We start from the raw sequence: 18,543 nt of genomic DNA on the forward strand, positions 1-18,543 counted from the left end.
TATTATGTGCTCAAAAAAATGATTTATTAATCTTTAAAAAAGGTGTATTTTCGCAATATGGAACAAGCAAAAGATATACGACCAATGAAATCTTTTTCTAAAGATGTGATTGCTTTAGAGAAAGGAAAATTACCGCCTCAAGCAATTGATTTGGAAGAGGCAGTATTGGGAGCAATGATGATTGATAAGAAGGGAATTGATGAGGTAATCGATATTCTTCAACCTGAAGCTTTTTACAAAGAGGCGCATAAGTATATTTTTGAAGCAATTGATCAATTATTTGTGAGTAATCAACCTATTGACTTACTTACTGTGTCAACGCAATTGAGAACTAATGGCAAATTAGACTTGGTTGGAGGGGACTATTATTTGGTTGGGTTAACGCAGCGTATTACTTCTTCAGCTCATATTGAGTTTCACTCGAGAATCATTCTTCAGAAATTCATTCAACGCAGTTTGATTCGCATTTCTAATGAAATTATCGAGGATGCATACGATGAGACCAGCGATGTTTTTGACTTATTGGATAAAGCTGAGGCAAAACTGTATGAAGTGACCCAAGGTAATATTAAAAAGAGTTCTGAAACAGCGCAGTCTTTAGTCGCTCAAGCTAAAAAGCGAATAGAGGAGATCAGTACGAAAGAAGGTTTAAGTGGTATACCTACCGGTTTTCACAAATTAGATGATTTGACTTCTGGATGGCAACCAAGTGACTTGATTATTATTGCCGCTCGTCCAGGTATGGGTAAAACGGCATTTGTATTGTCGATGGCTCGTAATATTGCAATAGATTCTGGTGCTGGTGTGGCTTTCTTCTCTTTGGAGATGTCTTCGGTACAGTTGATCACTCGTTTGATATCTTCAGAAACAGGGCTATCTTCTGAGAAATTGAGAACGGGTAAATTAGAAACTCATGAATGGGAGCAATTAAACGTGAAAGTGAAAGATCTGGAACGCGCTCCATTGTATATAGATGATACTCCTTCCTTGTCTATCTTTGATTTACGTGCCAAAGCAAGGCGTTTAGCTTCGCAGCATGGTATCAAGTTGATTATTATTGACTATTTACAGTTGATGACCGCCGGAGGTAATCAAAAAGGGGGAGGAAACCGTGAACAGGAGATTTCGACTATTTCTCGAAACTTGAAAGCTTTGGCGAAGGAGTTAGATATCCCTGTAATAGCCTTATCTCAGTTGTCCCGTGCGGTGGAGACAAGGGGGACTTCAAAGCGTCCATTGTTATCGGATTTAAGGGAATCAGGTGCGATTGAGCAAGATGCGGATATTGTTTCGTTTATCTATCGTCCGGAGTATTATAAGATTGATGAATGGGATGATGAGTTAGGAGGGTCTACTACAGGGCAAGGAGAGTTTATTGTTGCGAAACACCGTAATGGTGGTCTGGATAATATTAGATTAAAGTTCTTAGGTCATTTTGGTAAATTTGACAATCTGGACAGTGATCTTTCATCTTCGGATGTTTTTGGCTCATCAATGAATACGAATGAGGGGTATGGTAACTCACGTAATTTTGCCAACAGTTTACCTCCTGCAGATGATGTTTTTGGAAGATCAAGTATAAATGATGACGATGTTCCGTTTTAAAAGACGTAGGATATAATCAATAAAAAAATCCTCATTCTATTTAGAATGAGGATTTTTTTATTGATTATATTGATCATTTACCCTTTGCCAATTGATGTACTTGAAATAGGTATCGATGTAATCACTTATGCTGTTTTCAAATTTAGTGTAATAGGAGTGTTCCCATAAATCTATTGCTAAAAGTGGTTTACCTAACTGGTATTCAGGCATCATTGGATTGATATTGTTATCGGTAGCAATCACTGATAATGTTTCTCCTTTTTTGACAAGCCAAACATAACCTGCTCCGTCTAATTCGTGTGCTTTGCTTTTTAAAAGCTTTTTAAAGTCATTTAAAGACCCAAAATTAGTGTTTATTGCTGTTGCTACGATTTGACTTGGTTCTGTGCTTTTAGGCGTCATAGATTGCCAAAATAGGTAGTGATTGTAATATATACCAGCTAATTTTTTGATTTGTTTATCATTGTTGTTAGCTTGTTTGACAATGTCTTCTATGCTCAAGTTTTCAAACTGTGTACCATGTATAGCGGAATTTAGTTTGTTGGCATTGTCTAATTGAACTACTGCATAATGCGTATATAAATCTTCAGCACTAAATAATTCGGGTAACTCGTTGAATTGATAGCTTAATTTTGGCATATCAAATGGTCCTTGCTTTGTTTTAATTGTAGCAGGATCGGGAAAATCTTTCTTTGGTATAATAAAAGATTCCCTTTCTGGAATTTCAACTTCGGTAAGTTTATTTTGATTATTACAGCTTAGTGTAAGTAATCCAAGTAGTATTAATGAATAGATTTTGTTATTCATCATCTTGAGGATTGTCTAATATTTGTTTAGCGAGCTTGATATATTCCTCCTTCGCTTGAGTAGCTGACAGATGGCTAATTTGTGTCCAAGCGTTGAATTTGAAAGCTTTTTTCAAATCAGTAGACATATCTTGAAAGTCTCTGTGACTTAAGCCATTGGTAGCTTGTTTGTAATAAGCATATATGCGCAACATAATATCTGGAGCAAGGTTTCTTGCCTCATTCGAGATGCGTATATATGCTTCGTGAAATTCTTTATCTAAAGTGTTCATCACTTATTTTCGTACAATTACTTTTTTCCTACAATTGATGTTATATTCCCTTTCGCTTTTTGGTTCAATACGACGTTAACATCAGTTCCCAAAGGTAAGTATAAATCTACACGCGAACCAAATTTAATAAACCCAGCATCTGTACCTTGAATTGCTTGATCACCAACTTTAGCATAGTTAACGATACGTTTCGCTAAAGCTCCAGCAATCTGTCTATACATGATTTCGCCATATACAGGGTTGTCTATAACAACAGTAGTTCTTTCGTTTTCTTCACTTGCTTTAGGATGCCATGCAACAAGATACTTACCTGCGTGGTATTTGCTGTATTTGATAATACCACTAAGTCCATATCTGGTAACGTGAACATTTATAGGAGACATAAAGATAGAAACCATCAGTCTTTTATCTTTAAAATACTCAGGCTCATATACTTCTTCAATAACTACAACTTTACCATCTACTGGAGCTAAAATTGTATCATCACAAGGTGTAATACCTCTATTAGGATTTCTGAAAAATTGTAAGATTAATAATAATAAAACAATGATTGTACACTGTACAACAATTCGAAGCCAATTAAAAGGTAAATAATCAGCAGCAAAAACTAATGCTATAGTTACTAGCATTGAGTAGAAAATAATTTTAGTTCCTTCCTTGTGAAACATGATTATAATATTTGAAAAATTATATACAAAAATGGTGCTACAAAAATAACACTATCAAGACGGTCTAATATACCGCCATGTCCTGGCATTATTGCCCCGCTATCTTTTACTCCTGCTTCTCTCTTGAATCGAGATTCCACTAAGTCTCCGATAGTTCCAAAAATTCCTACAAAAATAGCACTACTTATCCAAATAACGATAGAAAAGAAGTCAAAATATTGACTTAATATTATTCCTGCTAATATTGTAAATATAATTCCGCCTATAAATCCTTCTATTGTCTTTTTAGGAGATATTCTTTCAAATAATTTGTTTTTACCGAATTTTTTACCAACTATATAAGCAAAGGTGTCATTAGTCCATATCAGAATAAACATCCCTATTATGATTTGTGGTAGATATCCACTCTCTTTTGTTATAGGTAAAAAGAGTAAAGTGATAAAGGGTGCTATAATATATCCAAGGAATATAATTAGTTTAATAGGTAAAGAGCGATTAGGTTGTCTTTTAGAAAACAGTTCCGCCATTAAAGCTAAAAGCGTTAGAATCCCAAAAGTAGCTATCGCTATAGAGGGTAGAAGGTCTCTTTTCCAAAATACAATCGCTATTGCCAAAGCAGCAACAAACAAACAAAGTGACTTTGGTAGTTTAATAAGTTTTGAAAACTCAAATGCTCCTACAAGTAAGAAGAAGCTAAACAGAATTTCAAAGGCTAATTGATCAAATAGCGTTGCCCCTATTAATAAAGCTATATAGACTATTCCTGATATAGCACGAGTTAATGTTTCAGACATTTTATAAATCTTCTAAGAGGATTAAATATAAGTTTTTAGGTGTTCTTCCATAACTTAGGAAGTCACTTTCTACTGCGGAAGGCTTGAAGCAGTTAAAAGCAGTTATATTGCTTGGTAAAGAGCTTCCGTATTTTCTCTTTATTTCGCGTAGTCCATCACTCTTGGTTCGTGTGATCTGACTTGTTTTTGCTAATACTACAATATTGTAGGGTAGATGGTTTGCTTTATTGTCTTTTAGTTGTCTATCTGAGAATAAAATAGCGCCATCATCAGCGATTAAACTTTCGCAAGTGGTAAAAAAGAAGGCAGGATTGTTTACTTCATTATACTTGACATTGTTCTCTTTTAATAAATGATGTAGAGAACTTTCATAGGTTAGTGCTTTTTTCTCAAACCAATCATTTTCCAATAAAATATTGACGAATGTCTCAGCAAGCTCTTCATTAGTTTCACAATAGAGGAATTTACCTCCATTCTGTGTGAAGTTAATAGTGAATAACTCATCGACAGGAAGAATTTTCTCAGGAAGATATTGACCTCTCTCCTCAGTGTTCTTTTCCTCTTCAGGTGCTGGTGATTCGAAAACTTTAAATAATTTCTTGAAAAAACTCATACGAAAAGTATAGAGATAAAATAATACTACTAGTATTCAAAGATAAAAAAAAACTTAACTTAAAGCTTGCTTTAAGTTAAGTTTTTTAGTGTTTACGTTACCTAAGGGAGGTTTATACTTCAGCCTCAGGCGTTTTATCTGTATCTTCTTCTGTGATATCTTCGATTATCTCCTTGTCAAAAGGACGTTTTCCAAAGATATTCTCTAAGTCTTGTTTGAAAATAACCTCTTTTTCGCATAGTAAATCGGCTAATTGAATTAGTTTTTCTCTATTTTGACTTAGAATTTCAATTGCTCTTTGATATTGTCCTTCTATAAGCTTAGAAATCTCTTCATCGATTACCTTGGCTGTTTCTTCTGAATATGGTTTAGAAAAGTTGTATTCACTTTGTCCTGACGAATCGTAATAAGTGATATTACCTAATTTTTCATTTAATCCATAAACAGTTACCATAGCTTTTGCTTGCTTAGTAACCTTTTCAAGATCACTTAATGCTCCTGTTGATATTTTGTCAAAAATAATTTTCTCAGCAGCACGTCCACCCATTGTTGCACACATCTCATCTAACATTTGCTCTGTGCGAACGATTTGTCTTTCTGCAGGAAGGTACCAAGCAGCTCCTAAACTTTGACCTCTCGGAACAATAGTTACTTTTACTAATGGAGCAGCGTGTTCACACATCCAGCTTACAGTAGCGTGTCCAGCTTCGTGAATAGCAATTGCGTATTTTTCTTCTGGGCTGATAATTTTATTTTTCTTTTCAAGTCCTCCAATGATTCTGTCAACAGCATCTAAGAAGTCTTGCATATCTACTTGAGTTTTGTTTTTACGAGCAGCTGTTAAAGCAGCTTCATTACAAACGTTAGCGATATCAGCACCCGAAAAACCAGGTGTTTGTTTTGCTAAAAAGTCAATATCTAAGTTGTCTACTTTCTTGATGTTTCTCAAGTGAACATTGAATATAGCTTCTCTTTCTTTAACATCTGGTAAGTCTACGTAAATTTGTCTGTCAAAACGACCAGCACGTAAAAGGGCTTTGTCTAATATCTCAGCTCTGTTCGTCGCTGCTAAAACAATAACGTTTGTATGTGAACCAAAACCATCCATTTCAGTTAATAGTTGGTTTAAAGTGTTCTCTCTTTCGTCATTTGAACCAGAGAAATTGCTTTTACCTCTTGCACGTCCTACTGCATCAATCTCATCAATGAAGATGATAGCTGGTGCTTTTTCCTTTGCTTGTTTAAATAAGTCTCGCACTCTCGATGCTCCAACTCCTACAAACATTTCAACAAAGTCAGAACCTGATAAAGAGAAGAAAGGTACATTTGCTTCTCCTGCTACCGCTTTTGCCAATAGTGTTTTTCCTGTTCCAGGAGGTCCTACAAGTAAAGCTCCTTTAGGAATCTTTCCTCCGATGGATGTATATTTTTCAGGATTCTTAAGAAATTCTACTATTTCTACTATTTCATCTTTTGCACCTTCTAAACCAGCAACGTCCTTGAAACTAACTTTTATGCTGTTTTTTTCATCGAATAATTTAGCTTTTGACTTTCCAATTGAGAAGATTTGACCTCCTCCACCAGCGCCACCGCCACCAGTCATTCTTCTCATCATGAATAACCAGAATCCGATGATAATAACAATAGGCAAGAAGCTTATAAATAAGTCTCCCCAGTTACTTTCAGGTTCAGATTTATATTCTGTTAGTTTTTGCTCTTGTACAGCAACGTCTAATTTTTCTTGTAAGATTTTAGGATCACCAATATCAGTAATGAATTGAGGTCCCTTAGTTTCTTGACCAAGGATAGGTTTGCTTTGTGCGTTTTTGAATTCCTCGTTATTTTGCAATACATCAGATTTGATGTACACCTTTGCAGCACTGCGATTAAATTCGATTTTTTCTACATATCCCTTTTCTACGAATTCATATAGTTTGGAAAGACTTAATTCTTTAGTGTTTCCAAAACTGCTTCCTTTCGTCAGCAGTTGGATAACCAAAATTATCACCAGTATGCTACCATACAATAGCCAAGGGTTAAATTTTGATTTATTTTGGTTTGGTTTCATATTTCCTGCCATGAATGATAGTTTTTATTTAGTATTGGCTTGTAATAGTAGTGATTTTTGCATCTCCCCATAAGTTTTCTATGTTGTAAAACTCACGGATGTGTTTTTGGAACACATGTACCACTACATTCACATAGTCCATCAGAATCCATTCTGCATTGTCTTCACCTTCAACATGCCATGGTTTATCGTGTAATTCTTTCGATACAGTTTTTTGGATTGCACCTGAGATAGCGTTTACTTGTGTGTTTGAGTTACCGTCACAGATGATAAAATAATCGCATGGTGTATTGTCTATTTCTCTTAGATCTAAGATAGTAATGTTGTCTCCTTTTACCGCTTCAATTCCTTTTATTACGTTAGCAATTAGTTCGTCGTTGTTGATATTCTTCTCTGCCATTTAATTTTTATCTTATTTATTGCGATTAAATATATTTGTTTTATAATTTGGCTCCAAATATAATGAATCAGTTTAGATTTGTCTATAATTATTTTATATGAATGTTATCAAACTCGATGCCACAGCATCTACTAATACTTATTTAAAAGGTCTTTTAACTTCTTATGACTTAGATAATTTTACGGTTGTCAGTACTGAAAATCAATTTGCTGGTCGCGGTCAACGAGGAGAAGTTTGGTCCTCTGAAGTAGGTAGTAATCTTACTTTTAGTGTTTTAGTGCGTGATTTTTTGTTTGAGGTAGAGGATGTGTTTTGTTTAAATATTATTGCCGCTTTAGCTGTGCGATCGGCTGTCAAAAAAATATTTACTTTGGAATTAGATGTTAAATGGCCAAACGACATTTTGTCAGTAAATAGAAAAGTTGGCGGTATTTTAATTGAGAATATTTTTAAGGCAGAGGGAGCTATTACATCCATTGTAGGAATTGGATTGAATGTCAACCAAGTTCAGTTTACAGATTTAACTAAGGCAACATCTCTTGCATTGCTTTTGGGAAGGCAAATTGACAAGGATGCGCTTATGCTGAAGGTTGTGGAAGAGTTAGAGATGTATTGTCAGCGTCTGCAAAAAGGAGAAAAAGAAAACTTGTGGCAGGAATATCTTGATGTCTTGTATCGCAAAGGAATTCCTTCAGCATTTGAATTACCTACAGGCAAGAGGTTTATGGGGATGATTATCGGAGTGTCTATGTATGGTTTTCTTCAAGTTAAATTAGAGGATGACAGTGTGGAAGAATTTGGAGTTAAGGAAATAAAATTACTATACTAAAAAACAAAAAGAGCTGGTCATCTTGACCAGCTCTTTTTATTTTTCTTCTGATTGGAATTTGAGTGATATCGAATTCATGCAGTATCTTTCTCCAGTTGTTTCTTGGGGGCCGTCTGGAAATACATGGCCAAGATGACCATTGCAATTAGAGCAAACAACTTCCGTTCTAACCATTCCATGTGATAAATCTTTGATGTATTTGACAGATCCCTTTATGGCTTGGTCAAAAGAAGGCCATCCACAGTGTGAGTCAAATTTGGTGTTTGAATCAAAAAGCTTTTGGTTACAAGCTGCACAGTGATAGCTTCCTTTTTCATAAAAATCGTTGTATTCGCCTGTGAAAGGCCTTTCAGTCCCTTTCTGTCTCAATACAAAATATTCTTCAGGAGTAAGTATTTCTCTCCATTGTTCTTCTGATGTATTTTGGTTTTTTTCCATAGCATGCGTTTTAATTGGTTGATTTCCTTTGCAGTTCACAAAGCCAAAATTCAATAATAATAAAAGGACAAAGTACTTCATTAAGATTCTTTTTGAACAAATTGTAGAATGCGTTCAATCACTTTTTTATCTCCTAATATTTTTCTATGACCTAATTCTTTAGTAATCATCAGTTCGCTATTAGGGCTGTGTTTTTTGATTTGATAGGCTGCTTTGTAGTGAACATCAGCGTCATCTTCATCATGAATGATTAACAGCGGGATATTTACTTTTTCGGCTGCCAAATGCACGCAGTAACTCTGCATGGACTGCTTGAATTGAGATTCAAATCGCTCTTTTATCTTCGTAGAAATGATGGGTTTTAGTTCGATCTGTTGTACAAATTCGTCAATCACATCTTCAACCACATCACCACTGCCAATGACTACCGCTTTTTTTGCTTTCAAACCATCTTTTAGACAATTGATTGTTGTCATACCTCCTAAGGAATGACCTACGACCAAGTCAAATGGGCCAAATTGTTGTTCTACTTCGAAAGCAGAAGCCATGAACTCGGTTAAATTAGTTTTAGTCTTAGGTGATTTTCCATGGCCAGGCGCGTCAAAACTCACAATATCGTAGCCTTGTCGCATTAGCATATTTGCTATCGTTACCAATTGTGTTCCTCTTCCATTCCAACCGTGTATCAATAAGGCTTTTTTATCAGCTTGTTTGTTTGTACCATATTGATAAACACATATATCTTTTTTTAAAGCTTTTACTGTTATGACAGAACTAATGCTTTTGTCTAACATCTCTTTCTCTCTTTTTGGCGGCTTAAACTTTATTGGGGTAATAAATAGATTTTGTGCAAATCTCGTCGCCAATTTGATGGAGAAGAATTGTAATGTTTTAGCAGTCAGTATAATTCCTCTTGGAATCTCAAGGGACTGCTTTTGTTTTTGAGTTTCCATTGTTATGCTCTTGTTTGCTGTAAATGTACAAAATTTTAATGCTATGCTTACCTAATAAAAATAGTAAATCGCAATTTTCGTATTTTATATTTTAAAATGTTCTCGGAGTGTTTGCAAACATTTCTATTGTAGTATAAGGCCTTTTCTTTAATGCTTTTAGACGTTAATTATTTGGTTAATAGTACAGATGTCATCACTGATTTAGTTGATTTATCTGAGGTAGATAAGTAATGGTTTTTACTTATTTAGCCAAGATTATTCCTTTGAGGTTTAGTTATATTTACGCAAGTTCAATGTGTTCTGTAGGTTAGTCATATTACTTAGATTTTGACTGTGTTTTTTTGTAATGTACTTATTGTCATTTGATTAATTTAGTAGGAGACTTTTTTATAGTTTTAGAATTATCCCTAGATTAGATATGGATATTTATTATAATTTTGACAAAAAAAACTTACAATATGAGAAAAACAGCTATTTTACTATTAAGTGGTTTATTGTTGGGAGCTTGTGCTACCAATCCTTTTTCAGGAAAAAGTACTTTAGCTTTAACCCCAAATTCACAATTATTTCCAATGTCTTTTCAGCAATATGATGATTTCTTGAAAGAGCACAAGGCTATTACTGGTACTCAAGATGCGAAGCGAATTGAAGATATAGGAAAAAAGATAAAAGGTGCTGCAGAGAAGTGGTTAAATGCGAATGGACATAAGGATTATTTAAAAGATTATCAGTGGGAGTACAACCTTGTAGACAACGATGAGTATAATGCTTGGTGTATGCCTGGTGGTAAAATAGTTTTTTATACTGGTATTTTGCCAATTTGTAAGACAGATGCAGGAATTGCTGTTGTAATGGGACACGAGGTAGCTCACGCATTAGCAAATCACGGCCAACAGCGCATGAGTAATGCAATGTTACAGCAATTGGGTGCGGTAGGCTTAGATGTTTTAACGCAAAAATCAAACCCTCAGGCTAAGCAAATGTGGGCTGCAGCTTATGGATATGGAACACAATACGGGGTAATGTTACCGTTTAGTCGCTCGAACGAAAGTGAAGCTGATAAAATCGGTTTAACGTTAATGGCTATTGCGGGATATAATCCTGAAGAAGCTGTTGCATTTTGGTCGCGAATGGCTGAAAAAACAGGAGGAGGTGATGGATCTTCTTTCACGAGCACTCACCCAAGTAATAAAGAGCGAATCGATCAATTGCGCAAATTGATTCCCGAGGCGAAAGCTGAGGCAGCAAAATATGGCATTTCTTTCAATTAATATATTTGCATAAGAGCTATCCAAGTGGATAGCTCTTTTTCTTATATTTACACTCTATGAAAAACTTTGTTAAAGGAGATAAGAAAACGCTAACTGCTTGGGCTTTTTACGATTGGGCTAACTCCGTGTATGCTTTGGTTATATCGTCGTCTATTTTTCCATTGTACTACGGTGCTCTTTTTAGAGAGTTAGGTGTAGATAGCTTTACCTTATTTGATACGGATATCAAAAGCGAGGCTATAATCAGCTATGTAACTGCTATAGGTTTTATGATTGTAGCATTTATATCTCCGATATTATCTGGTATTGCAGATTATTTGGGAACCAAGAAGTTCTTTATGAAACTCTTTTGTGGAATAGGTTCTATATCGTGTATGTTGTTGTATTTTTTTAGTTTAGACTACATGATTTTGAGTTTGTTGCTATACATGTTTGGTTTGATCGGTTTTTGGGGGAGTTTGGTCTTTTATAATTCCTATTTACCAGATATTGCCTTTGAAGATCAGCAGGATAAAATTAGTGCGAAAGGATATGCACTTGGTTATATAGGAAGTGTTATTTTACTGCTTATCAACCTTGCGTTGGTAATGCAAGCGGAAGTTTTAGGATTTGATTCTCCTTTACAAGCTATGCGATTTTCATTCATCTTAGTAGGTTTGTGGTGGATAGGGTTTAGTCTGTATACTTTTAAGTTTTTGCCTGATTTTAAGAATGGAAAGAAAATTACGCGTTCACTGTTCTTTAAGGGGTTTAGGGAATTGAAGAAAGTATGGCATCAACTGAGTGATCACAAGTCGTTGAAGAGGTACTTAGTGGCTTTTTTTGTCTATAGTATGGCAGTGCAGACTGTGATGATTATTGCAGCTTATTTTGGAGAGAAAGAAATAGCATGGGAGTCAGATAGTCAACGAACAACAGGATTGATAATTAGTATATTAGTTATTCAATTAGTTGCTGTCATTGGTGCAGTGCTAACTTCTAAACTTTCGTCAAAAATTGGAAATATATATACGTTATGTGCTTTAAATGCGTTATGGATAATAATATGTGTTTATGCATACACCATTGTTAGTCCAAATGAATTTTATATAGCTGCTGCTGCAGTAGGTTTGGTTATGGGAGGGATTCAGTCTTTATCGCGTTCAACGTATTCAAAGATGTTACCCAAAACCACTGATACAACATCCTTTTTTAGTTTCTATGATGTTACAGAAAAAATAGGAATTGTACTGGGGATGTCTATGTATGGTTTAGTTAGTGATCTGACAGGCAAAATGCAGAATGCTATACTTTTTTTAATTATCTTCTTTGCGATAGGTTTCGTTTTATTATTGAGGGTGCCTAATAAGTCAAATCAGATAGGATAAAAAAAATTATAATTATTGACGAATAAACTCTACTTTTAAATATTATTTTAAAAATTACTATGAATAAATTAAATAAACTAACTGTTATCTGTTTGACGCTTTTCTTAGGGATATTTGCTATTTCATGTGACAATGAGTCTGTTGATCCTTTGTTAGATAATAGCAAGAAAGTTGGAAAGCCAGTGGTCTATGTCAATACGGATGGTGTAGAAGATTTTTTTAGAGAAAACGTTGTAGCAAAGATCAATGCAAAAGGCGAAATGCACTTTACCTTAGATGCTGTGAAAGGTGAAAAAAAGGATGTGTTGACTATTATGACTAAGACTTTTAAACAGGGTAATTTTCCAACAAATGCTAATAGATCTACTTATTTAGATAGAGAAAATAATCAATATTTTAGTACGATAGATATTGATAGACCGACTTATATCACTGGATTTGTAACGATTGATTTTATTAATCGCTCGGCTCGAGTTGTAAGTGGTAGTTTTGATATGCGAATGATTCCCGTTAAACCAGAAGGAGAAGATGCTACTGTAGATCCGAGTATTCGCTCTTTTCAAGTAAAAGGTACTTTTGAAAATGTTCCTTATGAACGTGAAGAATCTGAGTATGTAGATGCGCAAATAGATGGAGCTGAATTTAGAAATACAAATGCAACTCTTGAGGAGAACGATACTAATTACATTGTAATGGGAGTTGGACGCGATAATGTAGATCAAGTACTACACTTTACATTTCCAAAAGAAAGAGCAGTTGTAGGGGAAGTAATCAAAATGTCAGAAGAAGGAGTAGATGCATATTATTTTTCTGAGTTTGGGATAAAATATACCTTAGATAAAGAAGATAAAGAAGATGAAGCGATGCTGAAAGATGCTCAAATTGAAATAGAGGAGGTTGAGAAGTTTATTGAAAAAGTTGATGGTACAGAGGTTGAAAGAACTGTTTTGAAAGGAAGTTTTGATATGAAACTCAAAGGGGTAGATGAGGAAAAAAGAATTATTCAAGTTAAGTATGGTACTTTTAAGGTTAGTAAAAAATAGATCTAAAATATAATTGTTTAAAAAATCTCTATTCTTTAATAGAGATTTTTTTTTATGGCATAAAGATTGTCCTTACTACTGTGAATAATAAATAATATATTTGTTAATCTATTGGATATGTGTGCTTTGTATTAGGTAAAGTAAAGTTTGAAAAACACATAAGAAAAGAATTAACTGACAAAATGACGTAAAATAAAATATGGCGAATCAAAAGATTATTACATTAGACAATTTGTCGTTACAAGATATTGTGGAGGGCGAATCAGAGTTTATTCCATTATTAAGTTCTGAGGACGAGGAGGAAATGAACAAAGAAGTATTGCCTAAAGAATTGCCAATATTGCCTTTAAGAAACATGGTATTGTTTCCAGGAGTGGTAATACCAATAACTGCTGGTAGGGATAAATCTATTGAGTTACTTAACGTAGCTAACAAAGGAGATAAAACAATTGGGGTAGTAGGTCAAATTGACGAAAGTACAGAAGACCCTACATTTGAAGATATTTACCACGAAGGGACCGTAGCTAAAATTTTGAAGGTATTGAAATTGCCTGATGGAAATGTTACTGTTATTCTACAAGGTAAAAAGCGATTTGACATTCTTGAGATGGTTCAAACTGAACCTTTCTTAAAGGCTACTGTAGCTGAACGTGTAGAAAGTAGACCAATTGAAGATGATTCAGAGTTTGACGCTATTGTCGATTCTATTAAAGAAATTGCAGTAGAGATTATTAAGGAAAGTCCAAATATTCCAAGCGAAGCTTCTTTTGCAATCGAAAATATTGAAAGTCAATCATTCTTAATCAATTTTGTTTCTTCTAACATGAATTTAACTGTAGAAGATAAGCAGAAATTATTGAGAATAAACGATTTAAAAGATCGCGCGTTTGAAACTCTTAAGTTGATGAATGTTGAGCTTCAGAAGCTGGAATTGAGAAATAACATTCAGACGAAAGTTAGAATAGATTTAGATCAACAGCAAAAGGAATACTTCTTACATCAACAAATGAAAACAATTCAAGAAGAACTTGGTGGGTTTTCAAATGAAGAGGAGTTTGAAGATATGCGCAAGAAGGCTTTATTGAAAAAATGGCCTAAAGAAGCAAAAGAGCGTTTTGATAAAGAATTGTTGAAGTTTCAACGCATGAATCCTCAAGTAGCTGAGTTTGGTATTCAACGTAATTACCTTGAACTGTTCTTGGAGTTGCCTTGGAATAGTTATTCGAAAGACAATTTTGATTTAAAGAATGCACAGAAGGTATTAGACAAAGATCATTACGGTATAGAGGATGTTAAGAAGCGCGTACTTGAGCACATGGCGGTGTTAAAACTACGCAATGATTTAAAATCTCCTATTTTGTGTTTATATGGTCCTCCAGGAGTAGGTAAAACCTCTATTGGGAAGTCTATCGCAGATGCGTTAGGGAGAGAGTACGTTCGTATATCACTTGGTGGATTGAGAGATGAAGCAGAGATTAGAGGGCACAGAAAAACGTATATTGGTGCTATGCCAGGGCGTATTATTCAGAGTATAAAGAAGGCAAAAACATCAAATCCAGTATTCTTATTGGACGAGATTGACAAGTTATCTGTAGGGAACAATGGTGATCCGTCTTCGGCTTTATTAGAGGTTTTAGATCCTGAGCAAAACTCAGATTTCTATGATAATTTCTTAGAAATGGGATATGATTTATCTAAGGTTATGTTTATCGCTACGTCTAATAATCTCTCTACGATACAACCAGCATTGCGAGATCGTATGGAAATCATCGAAATGAATGGATATACTGTGGAGGAAAAAGTGGAGATAGGAAGACAACATTTGTTGCCGAAACAATTGAAAGAGCATGGTTTAGGTGAGAAAGATATTGCGATTGGCAAAAAGCAAATGGAGTATATTGTTTCTCGATATACCAGAGAATCTGGAGTTCGTGGGTTAGATAAGCAGTTGGCGCATGTGGCAAGAGGAATTGCTAAAGCTGTAGTAATGGAGGAAGAGTTCAATAAGAAGCTAACTGAAGCTGATATCGAAAAGATCTTAGGAACGCCGAGATTTGACAGTGATAAATATGAGAATAACGATGTTGCCGGTGTAGTAACAGGACTTGCGTGGACAAGTGTAGGAGGAGATATTTTATACATTGAGTCTCTGGTTTCAAAAGGAAAAGGAGGTTTAAGTATTACAGGTAACTTAGGTAATGTTATGAAAGAGTCTGCAACTATTGCTTTAGAGTATATCAAAGCACATGCAGATGAGTTAGGTATTGCCCAAGATGTGTTAGACCATTATAAAATTCACATCCACGTACCTGAAGGAGCTACGCCAAAAGATGGACCAAGTGCGGGAATCACAATGTTGACCTCAATGGTATCTTCTTTAACACAGAAAAAAGTGAAGAAGAATTTAGCCATGACAGGTGAGATAACTTTGAGAGGTAAGGTCTTACCTGTAGGAGGAATCAAAGAGAAGATTTTAGCTGCAAAAAGAGCAAATATCAAAGAGATTATCTTGTGTAAAGAGAATAAGAAGGATATCGATGAAATTAAAGAAGATTATCTCAAAGGCCTTACTTTTCACTATGTAGATAAGATGCATGAAGTATTAGATATCGCTATAACGAACCAGAAAGTGAAAAACTTTAAGACTTTTAAAGTTGAGAAGGAGAGCAAGCAAGATTAAATAATTATTTTGTAAATAATGAATTGAATAAAAAAACACAACTTAACGGTTGTGTTTTTTTGTTTTATATGGTTTGTTGTTCACTTTATTATTTCTGTTTCGAAGTAGTGAGTTGGGAGGAAAGAACATTTTTTGTTCTGTGATTTTGTGATTTTTAGTTGTTTTTCATTAGAGATGATTGCATTTAAACAGTTTGTTTTTTGAAACTATAGCAAATAGCTTGCTTATAATTGCCTATATCTTTTGATAGTTCGAAGTGTTTTAAAGGATAAATTGAAAAATCAATAAAATTAATCTCAATTGAGATTAATCATAATTTGTAGGTTGTAGAAAATGTACCTTTGTGTGGAAACATAGTTATGATAGGTGTTTAGCGCTCTATCTTGTTGAATTAACTATCTTGAGGCTTTGTGCTATTTCTATTTTAGAAAAAAGTACAGTCGAATAAGGTATATTCAGTAAATAGAATTATGTTTGACTTATTTATTTTTTGAATTAATTATTAAATTTTCAGTTTTGAAAAAAATCACGATAGCGATTGATGGTTTTTCTTCTACGGGGAAAAGCACATTGGCAAAAGCAATTGCAAAAACACTTGGATATGTATATATAGATACTGGAGCGATGTATCGTGCCATAACTCTATTTGCAATGCGAAAAGGATATATTGATACAAAGCATTTTGATGGAGAGAAATTAGTAGAGGCTTTAGATGAAATAGACGTACACTTTGAGTACAATGGAGAGCGTGGTTTTGCGGAAGTATATTTGAATGGGGAGAATGTAGAAGATTTAGTAAGAACCCTTGAGGTTTCACAATTTGTTAGTCAAATTGCAGAAGTAAAGGAAGTGAGAAAAAAATTGGTCCAACAGCAACAAAATTTAGGGAAAGCTAAAGGAGTTGTAATGGATGGGCGCGATATTGGAACTGTTGTGTTTCCAGATGCAGAGTTGAAGATTTTTATGAATGCTTCAGCAGATGTAAGAGCACAAAGACGATTTGATGAACTTGTAGTTAAAGATGCTACAATTCAATATGCTGATGTATATAAAAATGTAGTTGAGCGAGATCACATAGATACAACTCGCAAAGATTCTCCATTAGTGAAAGCAGAGGATGCAATAGAGATTGATAACTCAAATTTAACTAGAGAAGAACAATATGATATTCTTTTAAAATTAGTAGATGAACGTGTTAAATAAGGTAAGTAAAAACTATTTTTAAAGATATATTATCTGTAAATTTGTTAATGTAGTTTAAAGAGATTAGGTTATGAATATAAAATCAAAATTGACTATAATGAGTTTCCTGGAGTTTGCAGTTTGGGGAGCTTATTTAACGTCTATGGGGAATTACTTAGGATCTATAGGATTAGGTCCTGAGATTGGATTGTTTTACGCAGTTCAAGGTATTGTTTCTATTTTTATGCCAGCAATTATGGGGATTGTAGCTGATAGATGGATACCTGTACAACGACTGTTGGGAATTAATCACTTACTAGCTGCAATATTCATGTTTGCTACTGGATATTATGGGTTTACAGCGGGGGCTGATGTAAACTTTACTACTATCTTTAGCTTGTATACTGCTAGTGTGGCATTCTTTATGCCGACTATTGCCTTATCCAATTCTGCTGCTTATACTATACTTAAGCACAATCATATGGATACAATTAAGACCTTCCCACCTATACGAACATTTGGGACTATTGGGTTTATATGTGCAATGTTGTTTGTTAACTTCTTTGGGTTCAAAGATGGAGTTCTTGGATTTAACTTTTCTAATGATTTAGCGTTTGCAAGCTTTCAGACGAGTTACCACCAGTTTTATATATCGGCGATATTTGGTGTGATTTTGTTCTTATATAGTTTTGTATTGCCTAACTGTCCGATTAATAAGAGCGATAAGAAATTGTCTTTATCAGATGCCTTAGGACTAAAAGCATTTAGCTTGTTTAAGCAAAAGAAAATGGCAATATTCTTTATCTTCTCGATGTTACTTGGGGTATCATTGCAGATTACAAACGGGTATGCCAATCCTTTTATTTCTACTTTTAAAGACATGGATGTCTATGCAAATTCATGGGGAGCAAATAATGCAAATGCATTAATTTCGCTTTCTCAAGTTTCAGAGACTCTTTGTATCTTACTTATTCCATATTTCTTGAAGCGATTTGGTATAAAAGTAGTTATGTTGATGTCTATGTTTGCATGGGTACTTCGCTTTGGGTTCTTCGGATTAGGAGATCCTGGAAGTGGTGTATGGATGTTTATTATCTCGATGATCGTTTACGGTATTGCTTTCGACTTCTTTAATGTATCAGGTTCACTTTATGTAGATAATGAGACAGGTGAAGATATTCGATCTTCTGCTCAAGGTGTGTTTATGATGATGACAAATGGATTTGGAGCTACTATCGGTATGTTAATCGCAAGAGAAGTTGTAAATCACTATGTTTACAGTCAAACTGATTTAGCATTACAATTAGAAGGATGGAGACATTCATGGTTGATATTCGCAGCCTATGCTTTGGTTGTAACAATCTTGTTTGCTATTCTGTTTAAGTACAAACACAAACCTGAGAATGTAGAGAATCTAAAACGTTAGTGTTTTAAATATATTTATATAAACCAAAAAAAGAGGCTGTCTAAAAAGCCTAAAAAACAAAACCCCGTCTAAAAAAGGCGGGGTTTTTTCATTGTTTGTCCTCAAAAATAATTATCTTCAAGGTGCAA

The 18,543-nt window shown here is 34.5% G+C and carries 17 protein-coding genes; 8 read left to right on the forward strand and 9 right to left on the reverse strand.

The window, feature by feature from the left end:
* Positions 1 to 57 precede the first annotated feature (57 nt).
* Positions 58 to 1,605 (forward strand): replicative DNA helicase, encoded by a 1,548-nt coding sequence (dnaB, locus tag GOQ24_RS03145; protein WP_155092035.1) that lies wholly within the window; start codon positions 58 to 60, stop codon positions 1,603 to 1,605.
* 57 nt (positions 1,606 to 1,662) lie between these two features.
* Here dnaB and GOQ24_RS03150 read toward each other — a convergent pair whose 3' ends face one another.
* From GOQ24_RS03150 to rsfS, 7 genes are all read right to left on the reverse strand, one after another.
* Positions 1,663 to 2,415 (reverse strand): superoxide dismutase, encoded by a 753-nt coding sequence (locus GOQ24_RS03150; protein WP_160339091.1) that lies wholly within the window; start codon positions 2,413 to 2,415, stop codon positions 1,663 to 1,665.
* Positions 2,405 to 2,683: an acyl-CoA-binding protein gene (locus GOQ24_RS03155; protein WP_155092033.1), complete on the reverse strand. Its 279-nt coding sequence runs from the start codon at positions 2,681 to 2,683 to the stop codon at positions 2,405 to 2,407. Before GOQ24_RS03155 ends, GOQ24_RS03150 begins: the two co-directional genes overlap by 11 nt.
* Before the next feature lie 17 nt (positions 2,684 to 2,700).
* On the reverse strand, positions 2,701 to 3,351 hold the full coding sequence (locus GOQ24_RS03160) for a phosphatidylserine decarboxylase family protein (RefSeq protein WP_160339092.1): 651 nt from the start codon (positions 3,349 to 3,351) through the stop codon (positions 2,701 to 2,703).
* A 2-nt stretch (positions 3,352 to 3,353) separates the two neighbouring features.
* On the reverse strand, positions 3,354 to 4,145 hold the full coding sequence (locus GOQ24_RS03165; protein WP_155092031.1) for a phosphatidate cytidylyltransferase: 792 nt from the start codon (positions 4,143 to 4,145) through the stop codon (positions 3,354 to 3,356).
* A 1-nt stretch (position 4,146) separates the two neighbouring features.
* A complete protein-coding gene (locus GOQ24_RS03170; RefSeq protein ID WP_155092030.1) occupies positions 4,147 to 4,758 on the reverse strand; it encodes an LUD domain-containing protein in 612 nt (203 codons plus the stop codon).
* 112 nt (positions 4,759 to 4,870) lie between these two features.
* Positions 4,871 to 6,838, reverse strand: a complete 1,968-nt coding sequence (ftsH, locus tag GOQ24_RS03175; RefSeq protein WP_160339093.1) for an ATP-dependent zinc metalloprotease FtsH — start codon at positions 6,836 to 6,838, stop codon at positions 4,871 to 4,873.
* A gap of 16 nt (positions 6,839 to 6,854) precedes the next feature.
* Positions 6,855 to 7,226, reverse strand: coding sequence for a ribosome silencing factor (gene rsfS, locus GOQ24_RS03180; RefSeq protein WP_155092028.1), 372 nt, complete (start codon positions 7,224 to 7,226; stop codon positions 6,855 to 6,857).
* A gap of 97 nt (positions 7,227 to 7,323) precedes the next feature.
* On the opposite strand from rsfS, the gene GOQ24_RS03185 reads away from it, so the two are divergent.
* Positions 7,324 to 8,055 (forward strand): biotin--[acetyl-CoA-carboxylase] ligase, encoded by a 732-nt coding sequence (locus GOQ24_RS03185; RefSeq protein WP_160339094.1) that lies wholly within the window; start codon positions 7,324 to 7,326, stop codon positions 8,053 to 8,055.
* A gap of 36 nt (positions 8,056 to 8,091) precedes the next feature.
* Here the strand turns inward: GOQ24_RS03185 and msrB are convergent, their stop codons facing one another.
* A complete protein-coding gene (msrB, locus tag GOQ24_RS03190) occupies positions 8,092 to 8,574 on the reverse strand; it encodes a peptide-methionine (R)-S-oxide reductase MsrB (protein WP_410505180.1) in 483 nt (160 codons plus the stop codon).
* Positions 8,574 to 9,446 (reverse strand): alpha/beta hydrolase, encoded by an 873-nt coding sequence (locus GOQ24_RS03195; protein WP_155092025.1) that lies wholly within the window; start codon positions 9,444 to 9,446, stop codon positions 8,574 to 8,576. Before GOQ24_RS03195 ends, msrB begins: the two co-directional genes overlap by 1 nt.
* A 458-nt stretch (positions 9,447 to 9,904) precedes the next feature.
* On the opposite strand from GOQ24_RS03195, the gene GOQ24_RS03200 reads away from it, so the two are divergent.
* The 6 genes from GOQ24_RS03200 to GOQ24_RS03225 all read left to right on the forward strand — a co-directional run bounded on the left by GOQ24_RS03200 (position 9,905) and on the right by GOQ24_RS03225 (position 18,415).
* On the forward strand, positions 9,905 to 10,717 hold the full coding sequence (locus tag GOQ24_RS03200) for a M48 family metallopeptidase (protein WP_155092024.1): 813 nt from the start codon (positions 9,905 to 9,907) through the stop codon (positions 10,715 to 10,717).
* A gap of 56 nt (positions 10,718 to 10,773) precedes the next feature.
* On the forward strand, positions 10,774 to 12,084 hold the full coding sequence (locus GOQ24_RS03205) for an MFS transporter (RefSeq protein WP_160339095.1): 1,311 nt from the start codon (positions 10,774 to 10,776) through the stop codon (positions 12,082 to 12,084).
* A gap of 59 nt (positions 12,085 to 12,143) precedes the next feature.
* Positions 12,144 to 13,127, forward strand: coding sequence for a hypothetical protein (locus tag GOQ24_RS03210; RefSeq protein WP_160339096.1), 984 nt, complete (start codon positions 12,144 to 12,146; stop codon positions 13,125 to 13,127).
* A gap of 199 nt (positions 13,128 to 13,326) precedes the next feature.
* Positions 13,327 to 15,807, forward strand: coding sequence for an endopeptidase La (gene lon, locus GOQ24_RS03215; RefSeq protein ID WP_155092021.1), 2,481 nt, complete (start codon positions 13,327 to 13,329; stop codon positions 15,805 to 15,807).
* 516 nt (positions 15,808 to 16,323) lie between these two features.
* On the forward strand, positions 16,324 to 17,010 hold the full coding sequence (cmk, locus tag GOQ24_RS03220; protein ID WP_160339097.1) for a (d)CMP kinase: 687 nt from the start codon (positions 16,324 to 16,326) through the stop codon (positions 17,008 to 17,010).
* Between the two features lie 70 nt (positions 17,011 to 17,080).
* The gene (locus tag GOQ24_RS03225) at positions 17,081 to 18,415 is read left to right on the forward strand and encodes an MFS transporter (RefSeq protein ID WP_155092019.1); all 1,335 of its coding nucleotides are present in this window, start codon (positions 17,081 to 17,083) and stop codon (positions 18,413 to 18,415) included.
* The last annotated feature ends 128 nt before the right edge of the window (positions 18,416 to 18,543 follow it).

The organism is Myroides sp. LoEW2-1 (genome assembly GCF_009767705.1).
Classification (GTDB): domain Bacteria; phylum Bacteroidota; class Bacteroidia; order Flavobacteriales; family Flavobacteriaceae; genus Flavobacterium; species Flavobacterium album_A.